Genomic DNA, 23581 nt, shown 5'->3' on the forward strand with positions numbered 1-23581 from the left:
CGTAAACGGTGGCGGGCCGAACCCTCCGCGTTGTGTCAGGCCACGGGCTCGACGGCAGGCACGGCGCGCGCCGCGCGGGCCGCTGCATAGGCTGCCAGGCGACGGGCCGCGACGGGCGGTACGCCCGCGCCAGCTTCGGCGTCGAAGCGTGGAAGGTCCTCGGCGAAGTGGCAGGCGCTGGTGTGGCCGGGGGCGATCTCGCGCAGCGGCGGGTCCTGCTCGCGGCACACGGGCTGGGCATGGGGGCAGCGCGTGTGGAAGCGGCAGCCGGATGGGATGGCCATGGGGCTTGGCAGGTCCCCCGCCAGCGGGCGCACGCCGCCGCGGCGGGCTGGGTCGGGGCGCGGGATCGCGGCGAGGAGGGCGCGCGTGTAGGGGTGGCGCGGGTCGGAGAAGAGCGCGTGCTTGGGGGCCACCTCCACGATGCGGCCGAGATACATGACCGCCACCCGGTCGGCGACGTGCTTCACCACCGCGAGGTCGTGCGCGATGAAAAGATAGGAAAGGCCGAGGCGCTGCTGGAGGTCGCGCAGCAGGTTCACGACCTGCGCCTGGATGGAGACGTCGAGCGCGGAGACCGGCTCGTCGCAGACCACGACCTCGGGCTCCACCGAGAGGGCGCGGGCGATGCCGATGCGCTGGCGCTGGCCGCCGGAGAACTCGTGCGGGTAGCGGTTGGCGTGGAAGGGACGGAGGCCCGTCAGGCGCAGCAGTTCCTCCACGCGCGCGCGCCGGGAGGCGGCGTTGCCGAGGCCGTGGACGGCCATGGGCTCGGAGATCGCGTCGGCGACCGTCAGGCGCGGGTTCAGGCTGGCATAGGGGTCCTGGAAGACGATCTGCAGGCGGCGGCGCAGCGCGCGGAGCTTCGCGCCGGCGACCTCCGTGACGTCCTCGCCGTTGAAGTGGACGCGGCCGGCGCTGGGCTCGATCAGGCGCATGACGAGGCGGGCGGTGGTGGACTTGCCGCAGCCGCTCTCGCCCACCAGCGCCAGGGTTTCGCCGCGGTGAAGGGAGAAGGACACGCCGTCCACGGCGCGGACGGCGCCGACCTGGCGGGCGATGATGAGGCCCTTCTTGACGGGGTAGTGCTTGGCGATGTTCTCGGCGCGGAGCAGCGGGGCCTCGCTCATGCCGCCGCCTCCGTGACGAGTTCAACGGGCGCGCGGATGCAGGCGGCGCGGTGGCCGGGGGAAAGTTCGCGCAAGGGCGGGTCGGTCTCCGTGCAGGCGCGGATGGCGAAGGGGCAGCGCGGATGGAAGCGGCAGCCCTCCGGGAAGGCGAAGGGCGGAGGCACGCTGCCGTCGATGGAAAGGAGGCGGTCGCGATCCTCCTCGATGCGCGGGATGCTGCCGAGAAGGCCGATCGTGTAGGGGTGCTGCGGGTCGTTGAAGATGTCGGCGGCGGTGCCGCGCTCCACCACGCGGCCGGCATACATCACCGCGACCTCGTCGGCCATCTCGGCGACGACGCCGAGGTCGTGGGTGATGAGGATGACGGACATGCCCGTTTCCCCCTGCAGGTCGCGCAGCAGGTCGAGGATCTGGGCCTGGACGGTGACGTCGAGGGCCGTGGTGGGCTCGTCCGCGATCAGCAGGCGGGGCTGGCAGGCGAGTGCCATGGCGATCATCACGCGCTGGCGCATGCCCCCCGAGAGCTGATGCGGGTACTCGGCGAAGCGGCGCTCGGGGGACGGGATGCGGACGCGGCGCAGGGCCTCGATGGCGCGGGTCTTGAGGTCGGCGTCGGTGGCCTTCGTGTCGTGCGCGCGCATGGCCTCGGTGATCTGGTTGCCGATGCTGTGCACCGGGTTCAGCGAGGTCATGGGCTCCTGGAAGATCATCGCGATCTCGTTGCCGCGGACGGCGCGCATCTCCGCGGGGGAGAGCGCGGCGAGGTCGCGGTCCTCCAGCACCACCCGGCCCTGGGCGAGGCGACCGGGGTTGGGAACCAGGCGCATGATGGAGAGGGAGAGCATGGACTTGCCGCAGCCGCTCTCCCCCACGATGCCCAGCGTGCGGCCGCGGGGCACCTCCAGCGTGACGCCGTCCACGGCGGCGATCTCGCCGGAGCCGCTGGGAAAGGTGGTGCGGAGGTCCTCGACCCGGAGGAGGGTGTCGCCCGTCATACCCAGTTGAAGCTCGGCGGGCTGATGTTCTCCACGGGGCGGTGGGCCCAGTCCTGGGAGGGCGCGCGGTCGAGGATGCGCTTCTGGGCGTCGTGCAGGTGGGCGGCGGCCTGCTCGTAGTCCATGGTCAGCACCATGCCGTCCTTCACGACGAGCTGGCCGTCCACGTAGACGTCGCGCAGCGCGCGGTCGCCCGCCGCGTAGACGAGGCTGCGGAGGGGGTCGCGGCCCGGGCGCATCTGCGGGTGCTCGGCGTTCACCAGCACGATGTCCGCGCGGCAGCCGGAGGCAAGGCGGCCGATGTCCTCGCGGCCCAGCGCCTTGGCGCCGCCGACCGTGGCGGCGTCGAAGATCTCGGTGGTGGTGACGGCACGGGGGTCGGTGGCCTGGGTGCGGGCGAGATAGCCCACGAGGCGCATCTCATCGAGCATGTTGTGCGGGTAGGTGTCGGTGCCGAGGCCCATGTTCACGCCGCGGCGCTTGTAGCGGCCGAAGTTCTTCATGGTGATGCCGCGGCGCGCGAAGACGGTGGGGCAATGGGCGACGGTTGTGCCGGTTTCCGCCAGGCGCGAGAGGTCGGTGTCGGTGTGCCAGCGCGTCGAGGGGTGGTCGTCGAGGAAGATGCCGTGGCCGATGATGGCGCGGTCGTTCAGCAGGCCCATGCTGTCCAGCCAGCCGATCGGGGTCATGCCGTGGCGGCGGGTGATCTCGTGGAACTCCACCACCGACTGCGCGGCGTGGATCTGCCAGGAGAGGCCACGGGCCTTGGCCTCCTGGCTGCTCTCGCGCAGCAGGCCGGGGGCGCAGGTGTCGATCTGGGCGGGGACGACCATGCCAAAGAGGCGGCCGCTCTCGTGCTGCTCGGCGCGGTCGATGAGCTGGAGGGCCTCGGTCATGGCCTTCTCGCCGGCGGCCTCGTCCCACTCGTATTCCACGACGTGGCCGTTCTTGGTGAACCAGCGGGCGGACTTGAACATCGGCGCGACGCAGACGCGCATGCCGGATTCCGCCAGCAGGTCCAGCCAGCCGGGATGGGCCATGGAGAGATCGGCGACGGTGGTGACGCCGGAGAGCAGGAGTTCGCTCAGTGCCACGCGCACGCAGGACGGAACCGCGTCCTCGTCCGCGCGGAAGATGGGCATGAACTCGTAGAGGGAGGAGTTGTAGAGGCCGGGGGAGCCGATCTCGTCCAGCAGGCCCTTGTTCATGGGTTCGCTGGAGGGGTGGGAGTGGATGTTCACCAGGCCGGGCATGACCATGAGGCCCGCGCCGCGGATCTCCTCCTCCACCGGGCCGGTGTAGCCGCGGCCGACGAAGGTGATGGTGCCGCCGTCGAAGGCGACGTCGCTGTCCTGCATGTAGACGTGGCGCCCCGCGGAGGCGTCCCAGGCGACGACGACGTCGGCGTTGCGGATGACGGTGGTCATGGTTCTTCCCCGGTGAGAGTGGGGTGGCCGCAACCGGCGGCCACCCTCGGCAGGTGTCAGCGCGTGAGGCGGATGTCGAGGCCCTTGTAGAGGCCGACGCCGTAGATCCCGTGCGGGCGCACGCCCTCGGTCCGCTGGGAGGCCGCGATCCAGAGCTGCTCGCGCGCGATGGGCAGCCAGACATTGGCGGCGGTGATGCGGCGCTGCGCCTCGCCGATCGCCCGCATGCGGTCGCCCTCGGCGAGGCCGGTCTTGGCGATGCGGAGCAGGCGGTCGGTCTCCGGGTCGTTCCAGTTCATCCGGTTCGGCGTCGGGCGGTTGGTGCTGTCGAAGTAGAGGGAGAAACCGTCGGTCGCGGAGATGTAGGGATAGGACATCATGAAGGCGTCGAATTCCTGCGTCGCCAGCTTGCCCCAGCCGACCGTCGCGTCCCAGAGCTGGACGCGCATGTCGATGCCGATGCGGCGGAGATCCGCCTGCATGGCCTCCGACATGCGGCGCCACTCGCTGGTCTGCAGGCCATAGAGGAGGAAGGAGGCGCGCTCGCCGTTCTTCACGCGGATGCCGTCGGGGCCGGGCGCCCAGCCGGCCTCGTCGAGCACGCGGCGCGCCTCGTCGGCGTTGAAGCTCGGCACCATCTTCGCGGCCTCGGCGTCGTAGCCGATGGTGCGCGGGTTGAGGTAGGCGTCGGCCGGGTCGGCGGCCCCGAAGAAGGTGGCCTGCACCACCGCGTTGCGGTTCACGCCGAGGTTGACGGCGCGGCGGATGGCGGGGTCGCTGACGACGGGCTTGTCGACCTTGAAGCCCATGAAGAAGTCCCAGAAGTAGTTCTCCTGGCGGGTGAGCTTCACGGTGGGCACGTTGCGCAGCCCGGCGATGGCGAATTGCGGGATGTACTGCGTGACGTCGCCCTGGCCGGATTGCAGCGCGGCGAGGCGGGTGTTGGCCTCGGGGATGATGCGCCAGATCACGCGCTCAACCTGGGGGCTCGGGTTGCTGTAGAGCGGCGGACCCCAGCGGTAGTTCGGGTGGCGCGTCAGCACGAAGTCCTGGCGGGGCGACCAGGAGCCCCAGCAGTAGGGGCCGGTGCCGTTGAAGCCCTGCACGCCGAAGTTGGCACCGAGCTTCTCGACCGTCTGCTGGTCCACGATCGAGGCGAAGAAGAGGGTGAGCTGGTAGAGCAGCTCGCCATAGGGTTCCTTCAGCTTGTACTCGACGGTGTAGTCGTCCACCGCGATCACGTCGTCCACCGGCCCCGCGCGCCAGCGGATGGGGGAGCGGGTGGCGGGATCGACCCAGCGCTTGATGGTGTAGGCCACGTCGCGCGCGGTGAAGGGCTTGCCGTCGCAGAAGGTGACGTCGCGGCGGAGCTTGAAGGTGTAGGTCTTGCCGTCCTCCGACACCGTCCAGGATTCCGCGAGGCCGGGGCGGACGGTGCGCTGGTCCCAGTCGAGGGAGACGAGCGTGTCGCTCATCATGTAGATGACCTCGCCGGCGCCGCGGGCGGTGGAGCGCGGCGGGTCGTAGTTGTCGGCGTCGATCTCGCGCAGCACGACGAGGGTGTTGCGGGGCGCGGCCTGGGCCAGGGCATCGGCGGCGGGGGCCGCGACACCCAGGGCCATCAGGCCGGTGAGGAGCCACTTCTTCATCAACAATCCCTCTCTCTCGTTGCTAGGTGCGGAGCCGGGGGTCGAGCGCGTCGCGCAGCGCGTCTCCCAGCACGTTGAAGGCGAGCACCACCGCGAAGATGGCGATGCAGGGGATGACCGCGATGTGCGGCGCGAAGAACAGGAAGTTGCGGCCGTCGCTCGCCATGGCGCCGAGCTCCGCCGTCGGCGGCTGCGCGCCGAGGCCGAGGAAGGAGAGCGCGGAGCCGAGCAGGATCACCTGGCCGAAGCGGAGGGTCGCGAAGACGAAGATGGAGGAAAGGCAGTTCGGCGCGACGTGGCGAAGGATGATGCGCGTGTCCGACATGCCCGTGGCCCGCGCGGCCTCGATGTAGTCGAGGCCCATGACGGCGAGGGCCGAGCCGCGGACGATGCGGGCCATGAGCGGGATGGTGGCCACGGAAAGGGCCAGCACCACGGCCTGGATGCCCGGGCCGAAGATGGCGGCCAGCGCCAGGCCGAAGAGGATGGCGGGGAAGGAGAGCATGATGTCCATCAGGCGCATCAGCAGCCCGTCGATCCGGCGGTAGAAGGCGGCGGCGAAGCCGATCAGCGCTCCGATGCCGCCGCCGAGGGCGACGGAGGCGAGGCCCATCAGGAGCGTGATCCGCAGTCCATAGAGAACGCGGGTGACCATGTTGCGGCCCTGGCTGTCCGCGCCGAGCCACAGGCCAGGGGAGCCGGGCGGCTGCATGGCGAGCGACAGGTCGTTGTCGAAGGGGTCGGTGGGGGAAAGGACGGGGGCCAGCAGGGCCGCGCCGATGACCAGCACCACGAGGACGAGGGCGAAGGCGGCGGCGGGCTCGCGCAGCAGGCGCGCGAGGGTGTTCGGGCGCTTGGGGGGCGCGGCCTCGGCCGCCGCGGGCAGGACGGGGTTCTCCACGGTCGCGCTCATCAGGCCCGCATCCGGGGGTCGAGGGCGGCGTAGAGCACGTCCACCACGAGGTTGATCAGGATGAAGCCGAGCGAGAGGACGATGATCGTGCCCTGGGCCATCGGGAAATCGGCGGAAAGGATGGCGCCCACCGCGAGGCGGCCCACGCCGGGCCAGGAGAACACCGTTTCCGTCACGACGGCGCCGCCGAGCAGGAAGCCGATCTGCAGGCCGATGAGGGTCACCACGGGGATCATCGCGTTGCGGAGCGCGTGGCGGGTGACGACGCGGAACTCGCCGAGGCCCTTCGCGCGGGCGGTGCGGACATGCTCCACGCCGAGCACGTCGAGCACGGCCGTGCGGGTCATGCGCGCCACCGGGCCGATGAAGGTGCCGCCGAGGGTGAGCGCGGGAAGGATGATCGCGGTCAGCCCTTCCTCGGTCCAGAGCGGGCCGCCGCGGCCGGTGAAGGGCAGGAGCTGGAGCTTGAAGCCGACGTACCAGATCAGGACCAGGCCGAGGAAGAAGACGGGGATGGAGCCGCCGGCGACGGCGAAGGCGGTGATCAGGCGGTCCACCAGCCGGCCGCGGCGATAGGCGCCGACCGTGCCGAGCGCGATGCCGATCGGGATGGACCAGATCAGGCTCGCGAACATCAGCTCCAGCGTCGGGCCGACGGTGTTGCCGAGTTCCTGCAGCACCGGGACGTTGTTGATGATGGAAACGCCGAGGTCGCCGTGCAGCAGGCGCCAGAGGTAAAGGCCGAACTGCGTGTAAAGCGGCTTGTCGAGGCCCATGTCGGCGCGCAGCGCCGCGACCACGTCCGGCGTGGCCGAGGGGCCGGCACGGACGAGGGCGGGGTCGTTCGGGACGACCTGCATGAGCAGGAAGCCCACCAGCATCACCCCGAACAGCACGGGGATGGCCATGAGCAGGCGTTGAACCGCGTGGCGCCCCATGCGGTCAGGCCGCCGCGGCGGCGCGCAGCGCGCCGTGCCGGTCGAAGACGGGCACCCCGCCGCGCAGCGTGAGGTCGGCCTCGGTGGTCAGGACCTCCTCGGGATCGATGGCGAAGATGTCGCGCGACAGCACGGCGACATCGGCCAGCATGCCCGGTTCCAGCGTGCCGCGGCGGTCCTCGGCGAATTGCGAGTAGGCGCCGCACCAGGTGTAGCAGTGCACCGCCTGCTCGGCGGTGAGCGCTTCGGAGGCGCCGAGCACGGTGCCCTTGTTGGTTTTGCGGGTGAGCATGGTGAAGAGGTTGATGAAGGGGTCCACCGTCGAAACCGGGCTGTCGGAGGACGCGGCGGGGTTGTGGCCTTCCTCCAGCCAGGTGCGCATGGGGTAGGCGGCCTCGGCCCGCTCGAGGCCGAGGTTCTTCACGTAGAGGTCGCCGAACTCGTACATGAAGACGGGCTGGGGCACGGGGATGATGCCGTGGGCCTTCATGCGGGCGCGCTGGCCGGGGTTGAGGAAGCCGCAGTGCTCGATGCGGTGGCGGCGGCCGGCGAGGGGGGCATCCCCCTCCCCTGCCCGCTCCATGCCGACCAGCACCTGCTCGATCGCGGCGTCGCCGATGGCGTGGATGTCGAGCTGCCAGCCCTGGCGGTGATACAGGGCGAGCAGCCGGTCCATGGTCTCGTCGGGGAACATGAACATGCCGGTGCCGCCGCCGGCGCTCTCCAGGTAGGGGTCGAAGAAGGCGGCGGTCAGGCCGCCGGCGGAGCCGTCGCCGAAGACCTTCACGGCGCCCCAGGCCAGCATGTCGTCCGTGTGGTCGGGGCGGAGGCCCTCGTTCCAGGCACTTTCCGCGATGCCCTCGGGGTTGCCGGCCAGGACCTGCCACATGCGCTGGATCAGCCGGCCCTCGGAGAGGGCGCGGCGGTAGGCGGCGATCTCGTGCAGGCCCGCCGTCATGCCAACATTCATGTCGGAGGCCGTCGCGAAGCCGCGGGAGGCGAGGTCATGGCCGGCGGCCTCGATGGCTCCGACCATGTGGTCCTCGGAGGGGAGCGGGATGGCGTCGACCACGAGGCGCTTGGCGCGCTCGAGGAAGAGGCCGGTGAGGGCGCCGTTCCTGCGCTCGATCGCGCCGCCCTCGGGGTCCGGCGTGTTGTGGCCGACGCCGGCCGCCTTCATGGCGGCGGTGTTGGCGACGCCCATGTGGCCGCAGGTGCGGATGATATAGACGGGGTTGTCGGGGGAAACGCGGTCGAGCTCCGTCGCCGTCGGGTGGCGGCCGATGTCGAGCGCGCCGTGGTCGTAGCCGCGGCCGAGCACCCAGGCGCCCTTGGGGGCCTTCTTCACGGCCTCGGCGATGCGGCGCAGCACCTCGTCGAGCGTCCGCACCTGTTCGGCCCGCAGGTTCACCTGAGACAGCCCGAGGCCGTAGGGCAGCAGGTGCATGTGGGCCTCGTTGAAGGCCGGGATCGCGACCCGGCCCTCCAGGTCCAGGCGGCGGGTGCCGGCGGGCGCCGCGGCCTCCACCTCCTCCCTGGCGCCGACGGCCGCGACGCGGCCGCCCTCGATCAGCAGGGCCTCCGCGAAGCCGCCCGAAAGACCGCGGAAGACGCGGCCGCCGGAAAGAAGGAGCGGCTCGCTCAAGAGCGGTAGTCCCTGCCCTGGCCCTCGATCATGGGCAGGGCGGATTCCCAGGCGAACTGGGCATGGGTGAGCGTGTGCGGGCCGTTGAACTGGGCGGCGGTCTTGAGCCGCACCTCCTCGGGCGGGAAGACCAGCTCGGCGCCGCCCGAGAGGGCCGCGACCTGCGCCTGGCAGGCGCGCTCCAGGTAGTAGATCTGGTTCCAGGCCTCGGCGATGGTGCGCCCGCCGACCAGCAGGCCGTGGTTGACCAGGATCATCGCCTTGTTGGTGGGGCCGAGGTCGGCGATCAGCCGGTCGCGCTCGTCGAGGTCCAGCGCGACGCCTTCGTAGCCGTGGTAGGAGAGGTGGCCGTAGAACTTCAGCGCGTGCTGGCTGATCGGCAGCAGCCCCTGCTTCTGGCAGGACACCGCGATCCCGGCGGAGGTGTGCGTGTGGACCACGCACATCAGGTCCTCCCGCGCCATGTGGATGGCGGAGTGGATGGTGAAGCCGGCGGCGTTGACGCGGCGCGAGGCGGGCTCGTCGTCCAGCACGTTGCCGTCCAGGTCGATCTTCACCAGGTCGCTCGCGCGCATGTCGTGGAACAGCACGCCGTAGCGGTTGATGAGGAAGTGGTGCTCCGGCCCGGGGATGCGGGCGGAGATGTGGGTGTAGATGAAGTCCGTCATCCGGTGGTGGGCCACCAGGCGGTAGAGCGCGGCCAGGTCGCAGCGGACGGCCCATTCCTCGGGCGACATGCCGGCGGGGATGTCACCCTCGGCGCGGATGGCGGCATTGGTCGCAACGTTCATGGGGGGGTCCTCCGTGCGGGCGGGGAGGTTCCCCTTCGCGCCATGAGGCGTCAACCCGGATATTGGATACCGTCGGCTGGTTCCTGGCGCCATCGGGTGCCCGGCTGCCGCCGGGGGACGCAGTGTGCCGCCGCTTTGGGCGCCCGCCCGCCGGACCGGGTCAGGGGCGGCGCAGCGCCAGGCGTTCCGGGGGTCGCCCGACCGGCGCCGCCGCGAAGGCGGCCGCCGTTTCCTCCGGCCAGGGGCGGACCCGGCGCAGGGAGAGGTCCACGCAGAGAAAGAGCAGCTCGCACCGCGCGCTCTCGAAGCCGGCTTCCGCGTGGAACAGGCGATGGCGGATCAGCAGGCGCTTCCCGTCATGCGCCAGCACCTCGCTCTCGGCGGAGAGCGGGTCGTCCAGCCTGACCTCCCGTTCGTAGGCGATCCAGTTCTCGGCGGCGAAGGTGCCGAAGCCCCGGGCGCGGAAACCCTCGCCCAGGCCGATCCTCGGCCAGAGCGCGTCCGTCGCCATGTCGAACACGACGACATAGGGCGCGACATTCATGTGGCCGTAGTGATCGACCCATTCCGGCCGGACGCGGGCGAGGACGGGGCGCGTCATGCGGGCTTGCGGATGATCCATTTCGGATTCTCGACCTTCATCTCCAGGCCGTGCTTCGCGGCGAACTCGTCGGCCGCCTTCTTCACGCCGGGCCAGGGGTAGTCGTCACCGATGAGGATCCCACCGGGCCGTAGCAGCCCCCAATAGTTCTCGATGTCGCGCCGCACCGGATCGTACTCGTGCGCCGCGTCGATGTGGACGAGGTCGGGACGGATCCGGAGGCGGGCGAGGATGACCGCGGCGTTGTCGCTCGTCTGCGCCAGCGGCACCACGCGCTCGGCATGGCCGCTGAGCACCATGTTCGAGAGGAACTGCCAGTAGAGCGAGGGCCAGCCATGGACCAGGCCGATGCTCTCCATGATCCGGTCCGGGCGGTCGCGGTTCCAGTGCTCGTGGCTGCCGAGAAACGTGTCGATGGCGACGAGCGCGGAATCGGGCCGCACCCGCCGCATCGCCTCCGCCAGGAAGGCGGTGGACTGGCCCTTCCAGACACCGACATCGAGGGCCAGGCGGGGCTTCGCCGCCTCGACCGCCTGGACCAGGGCGGGGTGCAGTCCGTTCCAGCCCTGCAGGTCCAGGGGGCGCGTCGGCTGGAAGCCGGCGTAAGCGTCAACCCCGTGGATGGCCTGCATGACCTCGGCGGCGGCGGGTGTGAGGGCGGGCGCGGCCCGGGGCCCGTCGCCGGATGCGATCAATGGATCTCGTCCGCGCGCGAGAGGGCGTCGCGCAGGGCGGCCACGGTGAAGTCGCGGGAGGCGCAGAGGTCCAGGATCACCCGCTCCCGCCGCGAGAGCAGCTCGATGGCCGACGGGATCTTCGTCACCGCGTCGTGCGGGATCACGACGGCACCGTGGCGATCGGCATGCACCACCGCGTCGTGGTGGCAGGCCATGCCGTGGACGGTCACCTCCTGCCCGTACTGGACGATGTGCACATAGGCGTGGGAGGGGTTCACCGAGCCGGCGATGAGCTGGAACCCCTGCGCGATCATGTCGAGGTCGCGGATGGAGCCGTTGGTGACGCAGCCCTGGGCGCCGATGGCCTTGTGGATGTTGGTGTTGACCTCGCCCCAGAAGGCGCCGGTGCCGGGGGTATCATCCAGATCCTGCAGCACCACGACGCTCGGCAGGGCGGAATCGGCGACGTATTCGTACCAGCCGATGCGGGCGGCCCGGTCCACCTCGGCGGCGCGGCCCGAGGGGGCGGCGGCCCGGATGGTGCCGGTGCGGGCTAGGCCGCAGATGGGTGGCAGGGTGGTCGAGGCCGGGACGAGCTGGCGGAGCGTGAAGCCATGGCCGCGACGGTGCGGGGCGACCATTTCCAGCGCGTTGCAGATGGTGGGGGTGTCCCAGGCCCGCAGCGCCTCGAGGTCGGCCGCGGTGAAGGGATAATCGGGCATGGGCGTCTCCGGTTCCTCCCCCGGGGCACCTTGGGCGCCCCTTGAGGGGGGCGCAGCATCGCCGGGCCGGGCCGGAAGGGCAAATCGGCGGGCCGCGCCGCCCGGCCCTTCGGGTGGGAACCCTCCCCTGCCTCAGGCGGAGGACATGCCCGCCCCGTCGGGCGAGGCCACCAAGCCCCGGGCAGCGCGGCGGGCATAGGCCTCGGGGGTGCGGAAGGCGACGGAAAGCCCCTCCACCGTCGCCACGGCCCGGCCGTTCAGCAGGACCGTGCCATCGGCGGTCAGCACCTGGGCGCGGCGCCCGATCCGCCGGAGATCGAGGCGGTATTCCACGCGGCCATGCGCGCCGACCGGCATGGGCAGGCGGCGCAGCTCCCCCTCGGCCAGGGTTTCCGCCTCTCCGTCGAATCCGAGCCAAAGGCCGTAATGCACCAGCAGGCGGCGGAGGATGCTCGGGTCCACCGCAACGTCGCCGTCCGTCGGCTCGCCGCCCGCGACCCGCACGAGGCCGAGGCCGTGCCGGCCGTCCCGCACGCCCGTGGCGAGCACCGCCCCCGGCCCTTCCCACCGGGGATCCGGGGCCAAGGCACAGGAGATCGCCAGCTCGCCATCGGCCGCCAGAACGGCGGTCGATCCGGCATTGTCATTGGCATGCACCACCTGGGGCATGCACCAAGCAAGGAGTGGAGAAAGGCCGGACATCGCGCAGCTGCCCTTGAAATACGTTAGCCGTACTTGATCACAGATTCGCGAGCAGCGTTATGACCATTTGCATTGTTCAATTCGTTTGCGCCTCTCCGTGGCAGGCTTGCCATATCCATGCGCCCGACGGCGCCCCCCCCCCCCGGCTGCTGCGAACAGCCGGTTCCATCAGGCGCGCCGGGCCTTACTGCCTGGGGATTGTGCCATCCGGCCGACCGAATTGTGTCAGCGTCATGCGCCTTCGGCAGGCGGGCGAATCCGGGCCCGTGCGGAGGCGGCCAGGTCTCGGATCCGGAATATGGTGCCCACCGCGGCATCACAGGGTCCCGGTTCAGGCGAGCCTGGCGGTGCGGACAGCGTTGCGGGCGGCTACCCGGGCCGGGTCGCCGGACGAGGGCCCTGTGGGCCAGCCCGCGTCCCGGCCGAGGCCTTACTGCACGTCCAGCGCGTAGCCGGCGCTCCGGACGGTGCGGATGACGTCGGTGTCGTTGTCGCCGTTCAGCGCCTTGCGCAGGCGGCGGATATGGACGTCAACCGTGCGGAGCTCCACGTGGATGTCGCGGCCCCAGACGGCATCCAGAAGCTGTTCGCGGGAAAACACGCGGCCGGGGTGCTGGAGGAAGAATTCCAGCAGGCGGTACTCGGTGGGGCCCAGGTGCAGGTTGCGGCCGCCGCGGGTCGCGCGATGCGCGTCCCGGTCCATGGATACATCCTGCCAGATCAGGGCACCCTTGGTGGTCGGCCCCGCGGCGCGCCGCATCACGGCGCGGATGCGGGCCAGCAGCGCCTCGATGGTGAAGGGCTTGCCGATGTGGTCGTCCGCGCCGGTGTCGAGCGCCCGCACCGCGTCCGCCTCCTCCGTGCGGGCGGTGACCATGATGATCGGCAGGTCCCGCGTCTCGGGACGGCGGCGAAGCTGGCGGCAGACCTCCAGGCCCGACATGGCCGGAAGCATCCAGTCCAGCAGCATCAGGTCGGGCTTGGCCTCGTTTACCTTGAGCAGAGCCTCCGGGCCATCCGTCGCCTCTTCCACGCGGAAGCCCTGCTTTTCCAGGTTGTAGCGCAGCAGGGTGAGCAGCGGCGCCTCGTCCTCCACCACCAGGATGGTCGGGCGTTGGTGCTCGGGTAGCGAGGAGCTCCTCATGCTGTGGCCTGGGTCGATGGCAGGTCAGCCGATATGTCGGCCTTGGGGCGCTCGTCCGGCAGGATGGCTCCATTGATGGCGTAGTGGGCTGTCTCGGCGATGTTGGTGGCGTGGTCGCCGATGCGCTCGATGTCCTGGCTGATCTCGAGCGCCGCGATGATGAAGCGGAGGTCGCCGGCCATGGGCTGGCGCAGCGCCAGCAGGCGGACGCAGAACGCGTCCACCTCGCGTTCCAGCGCGTCGATCGGGGCGTCGCGGCACACCACCTCGCCGGCCGGCTCGGAGTCGCGGCGCACCAGGGCATCGGCGCTGTCGGCCACCTGGCGCTCGGCCAGGTCGCCCATGCGGGCGATCAGGTCCCGCGGGCGGCGCAGGTTCTCTTCATAGGACTTCACGATGCGATCCGTGGGCTGGTCCTTCTGGCGTTCCATGGCGCGTCCCTTCCCTGGGTCAGCCGAAGCGGCCGGTGATGGAGTCCTGGGTGCGCTTCTGGCGCGACGCCGTGAAAAGGTCGGCGGCGGGCGCCGCCTCCACGAGTTCGCCCAGGTAGAAGAAGGCGACCTGAAGCAGCCCGCCCCGCGATCCCGGCGGCCGCATCACCTGGGTGAAGACGCTGGCGGAGATGCCGCCGGCGCCCTTCACGGCCAGCGTGGCCAGGATGGAGACGAGGAAGAGCAGGCCCAGCAGGGTGGCGGCCACGCAGAGGTTAGCGGATCAGCGCGTCGGTGCGCGGGGCGCCGGCCGAGCGCGGCGGAGGCGCGCTGGTCCTTGGCGTGGCCGGGCACGGAAGAGGCGGTCGTGGCCGGCAGGCCGTTCGGACCTTCAGCCGCGAGCGCAGCAGCCAGCGCGACAGGGCCAGCACCGCGAAGGGGCTGACGAAGAGCAGGAAGCCGAGCGCCAGTGGGGGAGAAGAGCTTGAGGCTTCCCGCCGCGCATTCCCCCAATTCGAGGGCCATGATGGAGGCGATGGTGTTGCCGGGGTCGAGGACGGAGGCGGTGATGCGGCTGGCGTTGCCGATCACGAAGGTGACCGCCATCGTCTCGCCGAGCGTGCGGCCGAGGCCGAGCATGATGCCGCCCACCACGGAAACGCGGGTACAGGCCGGGCGACGGCCGCGCTGCAGTTTGTTGGCGCATCAGCGACAGCAGCGCCGCCCGGGGAGCGGGCATGAAAAAGGGCGCCATCCTCGCGGGGGGCGCCCTGTTCCGGTCATGTGGGGGCTTCAGGCCCGGCGGCTGCCGCGCAGCTTGGGCCAGAGCGCGGCCACAGCAATCCCCGCAAGCGCCATCAGCGGCGCGGCCTGGGTGGTGAAGCCGGCGACCGCGGATTGCGCGGCCCCCTGCAAGGCCACGTTGCGCACGGCCTGGGCCTCCATTTCCTCCCGCACGGTTGTTTTGCGAGAGGCGAGAAGGGCCAGGATGCCGGCGATCACGAGGTCCAGAACCAGCACCACCAGCGCCGAGACGATCGGGCCGAAGTAGAGCAGGGCCAGGTGAAACAGCAGGACGTGCAGCATGGCGAAGGCTGCCAGCCCCATCACGCCCGCCGCCGCGTAGAAGGCCATCCGCGTGGCGGTGGCGCTTGCCTTCGCCTTCAGGCGGCGGCCTTCGGCCTGTGCCGCCATCCCGACAAGGCTGAAGGTCCGCATGGTGCCGTCCCCTCTCAGCGGCCGAGGATACGGGCGAGGATGTAGCCGACGCCGGCCGCGATCAGCAGGGACTGGCCCGGGCGCTCGCGCACACGGTCGGTCACGGCCTCGTACTGCACCCGGGTGGCGTCCGTCGCGCGGGCGGCATAGCCCTCGGCGGCGTCCACCGCCTGGGACATGTACTTCTGGCGGTCGGCGTAGAGATCCTCGACCTGCTTGCGCAGCGCCGCGATCTGGTCGCCCACGCTGCCCGCGGCCTCGTTCACGGCGCTCGCGGCCTGGTCGACGGCCTTGCCGGTTTCGGTGTTCGCGGACATGGGTTTTCTCCTGATCCGGTGGATGGGGTGACTTGGTAGGGTCGGGGGGGCAACGCGGCCCCGCAGGGACGGTTGCGCGGCCGTGGCAGCGGCCGCACCTCAGCCCCCCATGGTGCGGGGGGCGGAGTTCTCCCGCACGGGGAAGCGCACGGTCCAGCCGGTGCCGCCGCCCTCCTCCGCCGGGAGGCACCCGCCGGCAAGGGACCCGCCCAACTGCTTGGCAAAGCCTTCCATGAGCTGCAGGCCAAGGCCGCGCGGGCGTTCCTTGCGGTCAGGCAGGCCGGCGCCGTCGTCGCGGATCAGGAGCGTCACCTCGCCGTTCTCCTCCGAAAGGGAAAGGCGAACGGTGCCGCGGGAGTCGTCGGGGAAGGCGTGCTCCACCGCGTTGCCGAGCGCCTCCGTCACGAAAAGGGAAAGGGAGACGGCCTGGTCGGTGGAGATGGCGATGTCCGCGATCTCCAGCTTGAGGGCGATCCGTTCCCCCGGAGCCTCGTTGTGGGAGGAAAACTGCTGGTTCGCCAGTTCGGTCAGAAAGGGGACCAGCGACACCGCCTCGAAGGAGTGCTGCATGTAGAGGTGGCGGTGCAGGGTCGCCAGCGCGCGGACCCGGTTGCGGGCGGCCAGGAACTCCGCGGTGGCCGCCGGGTCGGCGATGCGTCCGGCCTGCAGGTTCAGCAGGGATGAGACGATCTGGAGGTTGTTCTTCACGCGGTGATGGATCTCGCCCATCAGCGCGTCGCGCTGTTCCAGCGCGGCGCGCAGGTCACCCTCGCGCCTCGCCAGGGCGGCGGCGGCCTCGCTGAAGGCCTGCTCCACGGCGCGCACCTCGCGCGGCTCGGTGCCGGCGGGGCTGACGCGGAAGGCGGCGCCCGGCCGCCAGCCGCGCACGCGGGCGGAAAGCAGGCGAAGCGGCCTGACCATCGCGAGGTCCGCGCCGACCACGATGGCGGCCAGGCAGGCCACCAGGAAAGTCGCCAGTTCCATGATGCGCTGGATCAGCACCGTGCGCGCGGCTTCCCGCACCATGCCGACGGGCTGACCGACCACCAGGCGCAGGCCGGGGTTCAGCCTCGCGCCGGCATAGGCCATGTTGCCGCCCGGGCTTTCCACCACCTGGCCACCATCTTCCAGCTGGTCGAGCACCGCCATGTCCAGCACCGGGCCGCCAGGCCCCCCGGGGGAAAGCACGCGGCCGTCACGGTCCACCAGCCAGACCCGGCCGCCCGCTTCCCGGGCGCTGCCGGACAGGGGCGCGTAGTCGCGCAGCACCACGGCACCCGCGACCCCCCAGGGCTGCGAGGGTGCCCCCTGCGGGAGCGTGTTGCTTCCCGGAAGGCCGGCGCCCGGAACAACCACAGGCAGCACGGGGGCCCGCCCCGTGCCGCCCGGCAGGAAGCCGCCATGGATCGGGGTGCCACCCGCCAGCGCCTCGGCCAGCAAGGGGGAAAGGTCGTAACCGGCGGGGACGTTGCCGCAGAGCGGATTCATGCCGGTGGAAATCACGGCGATCTCGGCGATGTCGCCCGGATGCAGGTCGATCACGCGGCGCAGGGCGGGATTGCAGGTCGACGGATCGTCGGACGAGCGCGGGTCTTCCTGCGCGAGGGCCGACAGGAGGGATTCGGCCGCGCCCAGCGCCGCCCCGTAGCGCACCGCCATCAGCGTGCGGAAGCCTTCCACCCCGCTCCTTCCCTCGGCGAGGGCGGCTCGATGGTCCTGGAGAGCATTGGTGATGGCGATCGAGGCGACGGGAATGCCCGCCACCATGAGAAGCACGATCATCCGCCCGCGAATGCCGCCCAGCACGGCCGCGAGCCATAGCTTCAGGCAGCCGGGCCCTCGCAACCCGAGAAAGGCGCGCGGTGCGGACGGAGGAGAATCGAGAGGTGGCGCCGCCGCCTGGGGCGACGCCGCGGAGACATTGGACCGGGACGTTCCCGAATCGGGCACGCCGGACGTCGGCCGATCGTCCGGCACTCTGCTCAGCCCTGCCCGCGATCCTGCTCGATCAGGCGCAGCAACTCTTCTGGAATCGGTTCCCGCATCACGTCATCGAACATCTGATGCAGCCCGCGTTGCAGCCACACGTCAAAGGCGGCTTCGGGCGCGGCATGACCGCGCCCGTTCACTCCGGACTGAACGGGCTTCGACACTGCGGCCCCCGCTTTTTTTCCTGGCTTACCCTCGTCCATCCTCAGACAGGGGACGCGCGCCCCATCCCATCCTCATCGCGGGCAGTATGACGGCGCGCGGCGCGAGGGGAAGAGGAAACCTTGCGGGCGGCGACAGGCGCATCGACCCCACGCTCCTCGCCGGTCAGCCAGCGCTGCAGGGTCTGGCGGGCACGGAAGACGCGGCACTTGGCGGTGCCCACCGCGCAATCCATGGCGGCGGCCACTTCCTCGTAGGACAGGCCCTGCACCGTCACCATCACCAGCGCCGTGCGCTGCTCGGCCGGCAGGCGGCCCAGGTGGCCGCGCAGCTCGCGCATCACCAGGCTGTCTTCCTGGGCGCCGGGGCGCGCGAAGGCGCTGCTCGGCACGTCGTCGATGTCGGTCGTCTCGCGCTTGCGGCGGACGTCGGAGATGAAGCGGTTGCGCAGGATGCGGAACATCCAGGCGCCGAAGTTGGTGCCGGGGGTGAAGCTGTCCTTGGCGGCCAGCGCCGAGGTGACGGCAGCCTGAACGAGGTCGTCGGCGTCCGAGCGGTTGCGGGTCAGCGCAAGGGCCTGCACGCGGAGCCGGGGAAGGGTGGTCACCAGCAGCTTGTGGAAGTCGGCGACGGTGTGGGTGGCGCGGACAGCGGGCTGGACGGCTTCGGCGGCGATGGTCTCGGCAGCAATGGTCTGGGTCATGGTAACTTCCCCTCGGCTCGATCTTCGCCGGACCAATGCGCCGTCCCCTGAATAGGTTACGGCATTCCTTTTCACGAAAAAGACAGGCACGTTTTCAACGATCTCCAGGCTCCCTCCCCTGCCCTTCCGTGCCTTCCGGCCCGCCATACTGGGCCGCCAGCGCCTTTCGTGCCCGGGAAAGGCGGGTCTTCAGCGTGCCCACCTGAACGCCGGCAACGCGCGCCGCATCCTCCCCGGAGAAGCCGAGCGCACCCACCAGCACCAGCGCCTCTTGCTGGTCGCGCGGCAGATGGGCCATGGCGCGGGCCAGGCCCATCACCTCCATGCGGTGCTCCTGGCCGGCGGGCATCCCCTCTTCGACGGGCACGCGATCCATGGCGCGCTTCTGGGCGGCGGCGCGGCGCCGGTTCTCGAACCACGCGTTCCGCAAGATGGAAAAGGTCCAGGCCTTGAGGCTGGTACCGCGCTCCCATTGATCTTCCGAGCGAAGCGCACGCAGCAATGTGTCTTGCACGAGATCATCGGCTGCTGCCGGATCGCGGGACAGAAAGCGGGCGAAAGCCCGGAGGTCGGGGATCAGGCGCGTCAGGGCAGGGCGGAAGTTCTCGCCTGCGGGATCGTCTGGTTTCAACATGACCCCGGCTGAAAGGCTGGCTGATCGGATTAGCGGCACCGCGCATCGACGTGGCGCCGCATGGACCCATGTAAAGACCGTTGCGGCCCGCCATATGGCGGCCCGGACGGGTTCGCGGAGGACTATCACGGATGAATGCGGTCACGCAGGGGGAGTTGCTTCGTACCCTGCCCTTCGCAAGGCGCTATGCCCGCGCCCTGACGGGCGGGCAGGCGCGCGGCGACGCGCTGGTCGCGCAGGCCCTGCGCGCCGGGCTGCCCCAGGACGTTCCGGTGGCCATCGCCCTTTTCGCGGGGGTGAGCCGCCTGGTGCCGGACAGCACGGGCGAGCACATCGGCGCCAAGCAGCGCCAGCTTCTTCTCCTGACTGCGCTCGAGGACCTTTCCCTGACCGACGCGGCCCTGGCCATCGGCACGCCCCTGCCCGAGGCGCGGCGGATGCTGGAGGCGGCGCGCGAGGCGCTGCGCGCGGTGGCCGCCACGGACATCATGGTGATCGAGGACGAGCCGATCATTGCCATGGACATCCGCCAGCTGGTGGAAGCCTGCGGCCACAACGTGGTGGGCGTTGCCAGCGGCGAGGCCGAGGCCGTCGCGATGGCGCGGGACCTCAGGCCCGGGCTGATCCTGGCGGACGTGAACCTGGGGCCGGGTGGCGATGGGATTTCCGCCGTGCAGCGGATCCTGCAGGAGCAGAACACGCCGGTGATCTTTGTCACCGCCTATCCGGAGCGGCTGCTGACCGCGGACCGGCTGGAGCCGGCCTTCATCATCAGCAAGCCCTTCGAACCGATGGCCCTCGCGATCGCCACCTACCAGGCGGTGTCAGGCGGCGTGACGCTGGACTGAGCGGCACCGGCGCAGGGAGGGCGGGTCGGGCAACTGCCCGGCCCGCCCTTCCGTTTCCCTTTCGCGCCGCCCGCCTTCCGCGGGCTGAACCAGGGGAGGCTTCGATGGACTGGGACAAGCTGGCTGGCGACTGGTCGGGCATGAGCGGCAAGGTCCGCCAGCAATGGGGCAAGCTGACGGAAGACGACATCAGCCAGGCCGGCGGCAAGCGCGACCTGCTGCTGGAACGGATCCGCGAGCGCTACGGCCTCGGCCCGGACGAGGCGGAGAAGCAGTTGTCCGAATGGGGTTCGGCGGAGGATCCTGGCAACGCCAACCAGTCCGTCTCCACTGGCGACGCCGGAAGCGGCAACAAGGGTGGCCAGAGCAGCGGGCAGAACGGCACGGTGTAGCGCGCGGGTCACGTGCCGTGTCCAGGGAGCAACCGGCCCAGGGGTTCCACGTTCAGGCAACGCATCGGCCTTGAAGGACCCCTGACATGCTCTACTGGACCGTCATCTTCCTGATCATCGCGCTTGTTGCCGGGGTGCTGGGCTTCGGGGGTGTCTCCTCGGCCGCCAGTGGGATTGCGAAGATCCTGTTCATCATCTTCATCATCCTGTTCCTGGTGTCGCTGGTCGCGGGCCGGGGCTGGATCTGATCCCGGCCGGAGCTTCACGGTTCATGCAGCGCCGCGCGGCGTGCCTGGCCGGCCTCGCGGCGCTTGCCGCGGGGCCGTTCGCATCTTCGGGGGTCCGGGCCCAGGGCGCGGATGCGCGTGCTGCCAATGGTCGCCTCTGGTTCGATCCGACGCAGCTTCCCTCCTTCACGGGCGTGGTCGACCGGTACCTGATCAACCCGGATGGCAAGACCGACCGCCTGCTGTTCCGCGAAGGGCCGCAGGTGATCTTTCCCGAAACGGTGGGCAGCGAGATCATGGAGGCCGTGCCCAGCGGGCGCTCCATCGTGGTTTATGGCATCCGCGCCAGGCGCGCGCCGGTGATCACGCTGCTGGCCTGGGCCAAGGACGGCTCTTCCCCCGCGCATTTCGTGGACCGGCCGACCTGGACCTTTCCCGATTTCCACGCGGCAGGCGAGGCGATGGAGGTGTCCGGCACGGTGCGGGCGCCGTTGCTCACGCCGCAGGGGGATTCGATCGGCGCCATCCTGGACGACGGCGTGGTGATTCGCGTGCCGCCGGGCGTGGCGGCGGCGCTGGGCGACCGGCTGGCGGTGGGCCGGACGGTGGCCGCCGCCGGTCGCGGCGCGGCCGTGGCGGACCGGGGCCGCGCCCTGGACGCCGAGCGCATCGGCGAGGCTCCGGACAAGCTTGAAGCCTTGCCACCCCCACAGGATCGCCCACAGTGACGAAACGGTTTATGCAACGGGTTTGGGCGGAAGCGGGCGGTGCTGGGCGTGAGTGAGCAGACCACAAGCGAGGCTGCGACGGCCGGCGGCCCCGTGCAGACGGGTGCCGTGCGCGCCTTCCTGCAACTGGCCGGGGGGTTCTTCCTTCGCGAGAAAAAGGCGCGCTGGCTGGGCGGCGGGCTGCTGGCACTGACCCTGCTGCAGATCCTGATCCAGATCCGCTTCAATCTCTGGAACCGCGACTTCTTCAACGCGCTCGAGAACCGGGACCGCGACGCCTTCCTGTGGCAGATGGTGCTGTTCCTGGGACTGGCTGGGTCCTCGATGGTCACGGCCGTGTATCAGCTCTACGTGAAGCAACTCGTGCAACTGCGCTGGCGCGAGTGGCTGACCAAGCGCCTGCTCGATCTCTGGATGACGAACGCGCGGCATTACCAGCTGGAGCGCGCGGGGGAGAGCAACAACCCGGACCAGCGCATCGCGGAGGACGCTCGGCTGAGCGTGGACCTGGCTGTGGACTTCGCGACGGGCCTGTTCAACTCGGCCATCATGCTCTGCGCGTTTATCGGCATCCTCTGGACCATCTCGGGCGCGCTGAACCTCACCATCGCCGGACAGGACATCACCATTCCCGGCTACATGGTCTGGGCCGCGCTGATCTATGCGCTGATCGGTTCCGTGCTGACCTATTTCGTGGGCCGGCCGATGGTGCGGCTGAACACGGAGCGCATGGCGAAGGAGGCAGATTTCCGCTTCTCGCTGGTGCGGGCACGGGAAAGCAGCGAGGGCATTGCCCTCATCGGCGGCGAGGCCGACGAGCGGCGCGGGCTGGTGGCCACCTTCGTGCACGTCGCGACCTCGGTGCGCGACCTCATGCGAAGCCAGCGCAACCTGATGTGGCTGACCAGCGCCTATGGGATGCTCACCTCCGTGTTTCCCACCGTGGTCGCGGCGCCTTCTTATTTCTCGGGTGCGATCACGCTTGGCGGCCTCATGCAGATCGGCTCTGCCTTCGGCTCGGTGCAGGCCTCCCTGAACTGGTTCGTCGACAACTTCCCCCGCCTGGCCGAGTGGCGCTCCAGCGTGGAGCGGCTGCTCAGCTTCCGTGAATCGCTCCGCGTGATCGAGCAGATGGTCGCCGAGCCGGACCAGCCCACCCTGGTGCGCGTGGAAGAGCCGGCGGGGGAGGAGGAGCGCGTCGCGTTCCGCGATGTGCAGGTGGCGTTCTCCAACGGCTCCGTGGTGATTGCGGAGGCGACGGCCGAGATCCGTGCGGGCGAGCGCGTGCTGGTCAAGGGCGAATCGGGCACGGGCAAGAGCACGCTGTTCCGGGCTTTTGCCGGCATCTGGCCCTGGGGCAGCGGCGAGATCGTCATGCCGCCGCGCGACGCCACCATGTTCATGCCGCAACGCCCCTATCTGCCGCTCGGCTCGCTACGGGGCGCGCTGTCCTATCCCCACGCACCGGAGACGGTGACGAACGAGGTGGCAGGACCGGCGCTGTCGCGGGTCGGGCTCGCGCATCTGGAGGAGAAGCTCGACGAGGACGGCCGATGGGATCAGATGCTGTCGCTTGGCGAGCAGCAGCGGCTGGGCTTCGCACGGCTGCTGATCCAGAAGCCGCGCTGGATCTTCATGGACGAGGCGACGGCGGCCCTCGATGAGGAGAATCAGGATGCCATGATGCAACTGGTGCTCGACGAATTGCCCAGGAGCGCCTTGATCTCCATCGGTCACCGGCCGGGACTGGAGGCCTTCCACGAGCGCACGCTGCACCTGCAGCGCGGGCCCGAGGGCGCGCGGCTGGCCATGCGGACTCCGACACGGGTTTTGAAGACCCGCAAGATCAAGATCCGCAATCCGTTCCGCCGACGGGCGCGTGTGACGGTCTGACGGGTTTGATACATGGAATGCCGGGGACTCAGGCCAGGATACCGGCATTCGGCTGAAGCTCTGCCGCGCCGTGCTCCGTTTGTGGGCGGCATGACGCGGGTGCCGAAGCCTGTCCTGCCCAAATGTGCCTCGTTCTGGCATCAGGCGGGCGCGGACGATTCCGTTCAGAGCGAGGACAAGGTTTTCTAATAAGACGCTGCTGCCCCGAGTGATTGGCCTCAAAGGACTGCGCCGGATTTTCTGCCGACACAGTTACCCTGAAGCGTGCCACCACCGCCTTGCATGGATCCACTCACTATGCGCCGAGGTGACAGCCCGGGGTGGCCTTTACCGGCATTGCACGACCTTATTCCCCACCGCACCCCACCACACAATCTCAACAAGGATCTTCGCTTTGTACGTCGGCAAGGCAAGTCGGTGTCGGCCTGGTCCTGTCAGAACCTCGAAGCCGCGGTTATCACTGCCCTTCGTGTTGTTGTTCATGCCGTCTGTCATGGCATATCCGCCTCATGAAGTTCTGACCGTCCGCAGGTAAAAGGTGGTCAGTCTGGAGAGGCAATGCGGCCTGGCTCGTCGGTGAGCTGGTGCCAGGCTTGGCGGCAGTCGTCGGGAATGGCTCCGAGATTGGGTATGATACGCCATGCGTCATTGACTGACCTGTGCCCAAGGTCTGGTTGCGATGGAGGTGATGCGCTCGGGCTGACG

Annotated in this window: 26 protein-coding genes and 2 pseudogenes; 6 read left to right on the forward strand and 22 right to left on the reverse strand. The window is 70.1% G+C overall.

Annotated features, from left to right (window positions below; translation table 11 throughout):
• Positions 1-35: 35 nt before the first annotated feature.
• From ACFFIC_RS12020 to ACFFIC_RS12125, 22 genes and pseudogenes are all read right to left on the reverse strand, one after another.
• Complete coding sequence (locus tag ACFFIC_RS12020) at positions 36-1130, reverse strand: ABC transporter ATP-binding protein (RefSeq protein WP_377050563.1); 1095 nt, start codon at positions 1128-1130, stop codon at positions 36-38.
• Positions 1127-2125: an ABC transporter ATP-binding protein gene (locus ACFFIC_RS12025; protein WP_377050565.1), complete on the reverse strand. Its 999-nt coding sequence runs from the start codon at positions 2123-2125 to the stop codon at positions 1127-1129. Before ACFFIC_RS12025 ends, ACFFIC_RS12020 begins: the two co-directional genes overlap by 4 nt.
• Positions 2122-3552: an amidohydrolase family protein gene (locus tag ACFFIC_RS12030; protein WP_377050567.1), complete on the reverse strand. Its 1431-nt coding sequence runs from the start codon at positions 3550-3552 to the stop codon at positions 2122-2124. The genes ACFFIC_RS12025 and ACFFIC_RS12030 overlap by 4 nt, the downstream gene beginning before the upstream one ends.
• 56 nt (positions 3553-3608) lie before the next feature.
• The gene (locus ACFFIC_RS12035) at positions 3609-5201 is read right to left on the reverse strand and encodes an ABC transporter substrate-binding protein (protein ID WP_377050569.1); all 1593 of its coding nucleotides are present in this window, start codon (positions 5199-5201) and stop codon (positions 3609-3611) included.
• Positions 5202-5223: 22 nt separating this feature from the next.
• Entirely contained in the window at positions 5224-6114 is an 891-nt protein-coding gene (locus ACFFIC_RS12040; protein ID WP_377050571.1) for an ABC transporter permease, read from the reverse strand.
• Positions 6114-7052, reverse strand: coding sequence for an ABC transporter permease (locus tag ACFFIC_RS12045; RefSeq protein ID WP_377050573.1), 939 nt, complete (start codon positions 7050-7052; stop codon positions 6114-6116). Before ACFFIC_RS12045 ends, ACFFIC_RS12040 begins: the two co-directional genes overlap by 1 nt.
• A gap of 4 nt (positions 7053-7056) precedes the next feature.
• Positions 7057-8697 carry an amidohydrolase gene (locus ACFFIC_RS12050; protein ID WP_377050575.1) on the reverse strand — a complete coding sequence of 547 codons (1641 nt, stop codon included), beginning with the start codon at positions 8695-8697 and terminating at the stop codon, positions 7057-7059.
• A complete protein-coding gene (locus ACFFIC_RS12055) occupies positions 8694-9488 on the reverse strand; it encodes a class II aldolase/adducin family protein (RefSeq protein ID WP_377050577.1) in 795 nt (264 codons plus the stop codon). The genes ACFFIC_RS12050 and ACFFIC_RS12055 overlap by 4 nt, the downstream gene beginning before the upstream one ends.
• A 160-nt stretch (positions 9489-9648) precedes the next feature.
• A complete protein-coding gene (locus tag ACFFIC_RS12060; protein WP_377050579.1) occupies positions 9649-10089 on the reverse strand; it encodes an acyl-CoA thioesterase in 441 nt (146 codons plus the stop codon).
• Positions 10086-10784 carry a class I SAM-dependent methyltransferase gene (locus ACFFIC_RS12065; protein ID WP_377050581.1) on the reverse strand — a complete coding sequence of 233 codons (699 nt, stop codon included), beginning with the start codon at positions 10782-10784 and terminating at the stop codon, positions 10086-10088. The genes ACFFIC_RS12060 and ACFFIC_RS12065 overlap by 4 nt, the downstream gene beginning before the upstream one ends.
• On the reverse strand, positions 10781-11488 hold the full coding sequence (locus tag ACFFIC_RS12070; RefSeq protein ID WP_377050583.1) for an RraA family protein: 708 nt from the start codon (positions 11486-11488) through the stop codon (positions 10781-10783). The genes ACFFIC_RS12065 and ACFFIC_RS12070 overlap by 4 nt, the downstream gene beginning before the upstream one ends.
• Before the next feature lie 132 nt (positions 11489-11620).
• Positions 11621-12190: a hypothetical protein gene (locus ACFFIC_RS12075; protein ID WP_377050585.1), complete on the reverse strand. Its 570-nt coding sequence runs from the start codon at positions 12188-12190 to the stop codon at positions 11621-11623.
• A 430-nt stretch (positions 12191-12620) separates the two neighbouring features.
• On the reverse strand, positions 12621-13334 hold the full coding sequence (gene phoB / locus ACFFIC_RS12080; RefSeq protein ID WP_377050587.1) for a phosphate regulon transcriptional regulator PhoB: 714 nt from the start codon (positions 13332-13334) through the stop codon (positions 12621-12623).
• On the reverse strand, positions 13331-13765 hold the full coding sequence (locus ACFFIC_RS12085; protein WP_377050589.1) for a phosphate signaling complex PhoU family protein: 435 nt from the start codon (positions 13763-13765) through the stop codon (positions 13331-13333). Before ACFFIC_RS12085 ends, phoB begins: the two co-directional genes overlap by 4 nt.
• Positions 13766-13784: 19 nt before the next feature.
• Positions 13785-13898, reverse strand: a pseudogene (locus ACFFIC_RS12090) (phosphate ABC transporter ATP-binding protein); the annotation flags it as partial.
• A gap of 262 nt (positions 13899-14160) precedes the next feature.
• Positions 14161-14431, reverse strand: a pseudogene (gene pstC / locus ACFFIC_RS12095) (phosphate ABC transporter permease PstC); the annotation flags it as partial.
• Between the two features lie 126 nt (positions 14432-14557).
• Complete coding sequence (locus ACFFIC_RS12100; RefSeq protein ID WP_377050591.1) at positions 14558-14983, reverse strand: hypothetical protein; 426 nt, start codon at positions 14981-14983, stop codon at positions 14558-14560.
• Positions 14984-14997: 14 nt separating this feature from the next.
• Complete coding sequence (locus tag ACFFIC_RS12105; protein ID WP_377050593.1) at positions 14998-15300, reverse strand: DUF883 family protein; 303 nt, start codon at positions 15298-15300, stop codon at positions 14998-15000.
• 99 nt (positions 15301-15399) lie between these two features.
• On the reverse strand, positions 15400-17082 hold the full coding sequence (locus ACFFIC_RS12110) for a sensor histidine kinase (protein ID WP_377050595.1): 1683 nt from the start codon (positions 17080-17082) through the stop codon (positions 15400-15402).
• A 200-nt stretch (positions 17083-17282) separates the two neighbouring features.
• Positions 17283-17492 carry a NepR family anti-sigma factor gene (locus ACFFIC_RS12115; RefSeq protein ID WP_377050597.1) on the reverse strand — a complete coding sequence of 70 codons (210 nt, stop codon included), beginning with the start codon at positions 17490-17492 and terminating at the stop codon, positions 17283-17285.
• A 2-nt stretch (positions 17493-17494) separates the two neighbouring features.
• Positions 17495-18154: a sigma-70 family RNA polymerase sigma factor gene (locus ACFFIC_RS12120; RefSeq protein ID WP_377050599.1), complete on the reverse strand. Its 660-nt coding sequence runs from the start codon at positions 18152-18154 to the stop codon at positions 17495-17497.
• Between the two features lie 94 nt (positions 18155-18248).
• Positions 18249-18701, reverse strand: coding sequence for a sigma-70 family RNA polymerase sigma factor (locus ACFFIC_RS12125; protein WP_377050617.1), 453 nt, complete (start codon positions 18699-18701; stop codon positions 18249-18251).
• Here ACFFIC_RS12125 and ACFFIC_RS12130 point away from each other — a divergent pair.
• From ACFFIC_RS12130 to ACFFIC_RS12155, 6 genes are all read left to right on the forward strand, one after another.
• Positions 18663-18800, forward strand: coding sequence for a hypothetical protein (locus ACFFIC_RS12130; RefSeq protein WP_377050619.1), 138 nt, complete (start codon positions 18663-18665; stop codon positions 18798-18800). The two genes, ACFFIC_RS12125 and ACFFIC_RS12130, sit on opposite strands and share 39 nt — an antisense overlap.
• A 119-nt stretch (positions 18801-18919) precedes the next feature.
• Positions 18920-19636 (forward strand): response regulator, encoded by a 717-nt coding sequence (locus ACFFIC_RS12135; protein ID WP_377050601.1) that lies wholly within the window; start codon positions 18920-18922, stop codon positions 19634-19636.
• A 104-nt stretch (positions 19637-19740) separates the two neighbouring features.
• Complete coding sequence (locus ACFFIC_RS12140) at positions 19741-20028, forward strand: CsbD family protein (protein ID WP_377050603.1); 288 nt, start codon at positions 19741-19743, stop codon at positions 20026-20028.
• 86 nt (positions 20029-20114) lie between these two features.
• Positions 20115-20276 carry a DUF1328 domain-containing protein gene (locus ACFFIC_RS12145; RefSeq protein WP_377050605.1) on the forward strand — a complete coding sequence of 54 codons (162 nt, stop codon included), beginning with the start codon at positions 20115-20117 and terminating at the stop codon, positions 20274-20276.
• A gap of 23 nt (positions 20277-20299) precedes the next feature.
• Positions 20300-20983, forward strand: a complete 684-nt coding sequence (locus ACFFIC_RS12150; protein WP_377050607.1) for a hypothetical protein — start codon at positions 20300-20302, stop codon at positions 20981-20983.
• A gap of 48 nt (positions 20984-21031) precedes the next feature.
• Entirely contained in the window at positions 21032-22876 is a 1845-nt protein-coding gene (locus tag ACFFIC_RS12155; protein ID WP_377050609.1) for an ABC transporter ATP-binding protein/permease, read from the forward strand.
• Positions 22877-23581 lie beyond the last annotated feature (705 nt).

The organism is Muricoccus vinaceus, assembly GCF_042433125.1.
Classification (GTDB): domain Bacteria; phylum Pseudomonadota; class Alphaproteobacteria; order Acetobacterales; family Acetobacteraceae; genus Roseomonas; species Roseomonas vinacea.